Below are 2,631 nucleotides of genomic sequence, written 5' to 3'. Positions count from 1 at the left end.
TATTGTCTGTACGCTTCGATAACATCCTAAATTTCCCCCGTTAACCAAGAATTCTATCCCTATTATACAAAAAAAACCTGTAGATTTGGCCACTAGTTAGGGACTTTGTCTACAAGCTGAAAGAACGCTAATTCAGCGTTCTTTTTTAATTTGCCTAAATCTTTCTTGTTGAAACTATTTTAAATTCATATTATGTTGTTTATTATAATATAAACTTGATTCGAATAAGTTATTAAAGTTCGGGAGAGATTTTCATGAAAAAATTATTTATAATTTTAATTCAAATTTTTTTCATTTATATTATTTGTAAGTTTGGAGAAACAATTCAGCAAGTACTTCATTTGCCGATACCAGGTAGTATCATCGGTCTATTATTATTATTTCTCCTTTTAATTACAAAAATCATTCCAGAAAAATGGATTATGGAAGGGGCTAACTTATTATTATCTGTCATGACTTTGTTTTTTGTACCAGCTACCGTCGGGATTATGAATTACTTTCATATTTTCCAAGGGAAGGGTTCGTTACTAATTTTACTTATTATTTTTAGCACCGTTCTTGTAATGTTAAGTTCTGGTTTTGTTGCTGAAAAGTGGAATAAAAAATCAGTAGGACGGGAGGATCATTTTACGGCATGAAAATTATACTAACAAGTATCCTTTTTATTATAGTGACATTAGTAATCTTCATTTTCTCAACTAACTTATATAAAAAATACCCACTTCCCATATTGAATCCATCTTTAATTACAACTACTGTAGTGATTATGTTTCTGCTACTTTTTCAAATTCCATATGATACATATATGTTAGGTGGAAAATGGATCCATGAATTACTAGGGCCCTCGGTAGTGGCTTTAGCTTATCCTTTATACAAACATATCGGACTCATTATTAAGCATTTTAAAATTATTATTTCTTGCATTTTTACAGGGATGATCGTGAATATGGTGTCAATTTTATCTTTCTTTATATGGTTAGGATTTTCTAATGAAGTTACCCTTTCTGCTATCCCAAAATCAATAACGAGTGCTATTGCTATAGAGGTAGCCAATCAAATTGGTGGCATTCCCTCTTTAGCCGTTGTCTTCGTAATGATGGCAGGTTTTTCAGGCATTATCCTCGGACCATATCTATTTAAATGGTTTAACATTCAAAGTGAATTAGGAAGAGGAATGGCATTAGGGAATGCATCACACGCCATTGGAACATCTAAAGCACTTGAATACGGCGCAACAACTGGATCAATTAGTTCAACAGGGATGATCTTATCAGCTGTTCTTAGCGCATTTTTAATTCCAATATTTATCACTATTATATTCTGACTCAACATAAAAAGAGGTTTTCTGCATAATAAGCAGAAAACCTCTAGTTTCGTTATGCATTAACTAGTTCTTCACCAATTGCTGCTAATCGTTCTTTTACTTGTTCTTTTGTTAAACCATGTTCTTTGACATATAAGTTTCTAGGGTGAACACGGCATTCATGGGTACATCCTCGTAAATATTTATGTTCGTTTTCTTCAGAACATAGAATTTGTTTATTACATTCTGGGTTTGCACAGTTCACATAACGTTCACAAGGCTCACCATCGAAATAATCTCGTCCTACAACAACATGTTCTACCTGGTTCACAGGAACAGCGATCCGTTCATCAAAGACGTATAATTTACCATCCCACATTTGCCCTTTCACTTCAGGGTCTTTACCATAAGTAACAACCCCACCATGAAGTTGGTAAACATCTTCAAATCCTTCACGTTTTAACCAACCGGAGAATTTTTCACAACGAATACCACCGGTACAGTAAGTTAAAATCGTTTTACCTTCAAATTTATGTTTATTTTTACGGAACCATTCAGGTGTTTCACGGAACGTTTTCACATCCGGTCGAATTGCACCACGAATGTGTCCTAAATCGTATTCATAATCATTACGAACATCAATCACAACCGTATTGTGTTCTTGCATCTTTTTGAAAAATTCCTTAGGTTCAAGATAATGACCTGTTAATTCGTTCGGATTAATATCTTCCTCTAAACTCAAGTTCACAATTTCTTTTCGGAAACGTACACGCATTTTTTTGAACGCATGACCTTCTGCCTCATCAATTTTAAATACCATATCACTAAAACGAGGATCTTGTTTCATCGTTTCCATATATTTATTTGTTTGCTCAACCGTACCAGAAACAGTACCGTTAATTCCTTCATATCCAATATGAATACGACCCTTTAAACCTAAATCTTTACAGAACTTTAAATGTTCTTGTGTAAATGTTTCCGGGTCCTCAATATCTACATATTTATAATATAGTAATACTCGATAATCCATTATTAAATTCGCTCCCTTATACTCCAAATATAATGTCACTGTTTTTTATTTTAACATAGTTTGTATAGTCTTTAACATAATTTTGTTTTAGTAAAGTTCTCCAGTAAAAAGGGAAAATCGGTAAAATTCTATTTATATTTCTATCCGTTTTAAAAAAATTTAAAACGTTAGAGAATAAAAACATACTAACATTAGTAGTACAGACCTAGGCCAAGGTTTGTGCTACTATTTTTTTATAGTAGAAGTGAAGGAAGGTCGAACAGCCCCTGGGACCAAATAGAGTCCGTATTAAAAACAG

At 33.0% G+C, this 2,631-nt stretch carries 3 protein-coding genes; 2 read left to right on the top strand and 1 reads right to left on the bottom strand.

Annotated elements, in window-relative coordinates; translation table 11 throughout:
• Positions 1–254: 254 nt before the first annotated feature.
• Positions 255–638, top strand: coding sequence for a CidA/LrgA family protein (locus OEV82_RS15970; RefSeq protein WP_173661764.1), 384 nt, complete (start codon positions 255–257; stop codon positions 636–638).
• Positions 635–1,324, top strand: coding sequence for an LrgB family protein (locus tag OEV82_RS15965; RefSeq protein WP_173661766.1), 690 nt, complete (start codon positions 635–637; stop codon positions 1,322–1,324). Before OEV82_RS15970 ends, OEV82_RS15965 begins: the two co-directional genes overlap by 4 nt.
• A 52-nt stretch (positions 1,325–1,376) precedes the next feature.
• Here OEV82_RS15965 and trhO read toward each other — a convergent pair whose 3' ends face one another.
• Positions 1,377–2,333, bottom strand: coding sequence for an oxygen-dependent tRNA uridine(34) hydroxylase TrhO (gene trhO, locus OEV82_RS15960; protein ID WP_263062429.1), 957 nt, complete (start codon positions 2,331–2,333; stop codon positions 1,377–1,379).
• Positions 2,334–2,631 lie beyond the last annotated feature (298 nt).

Source organism: Pallidibacillus thermolactis, assembly GCF_025660415.1.
Classification (GTDB): domain Bacteria; phylum Bacillota; class Bacilli; order Bacillales; family Caldibacillaceae; genus Pallidibacillus; species Pallidibacillus thermolactis.
Note: the sequence above shows the minus strand (reverse complement) of the source record. Positions and strands in the feature narration are given on the sequence as shown.

Coding starts and splice junctions, on each gene's coding strand:
- OEV82_RS15970 (WP_173661764.1), top strand. CDS start 255: ATGAAAAAATTATTTATAATTTTAATTCAAATTTTTTTCATTTATATT.
- trhO (WP_263062429.1), bottom strand. CDS start 2,333: ATGGATTATCGAGTATTACTATATTATAAATATGTAGATATTGAGGAC.
- OEV82_RS15965 (WP_173661766.1), top strand. CDS start 635: ATGAAAATTATACTAACAAGTATCCTTTTTATTATAGTGACATTAGTA.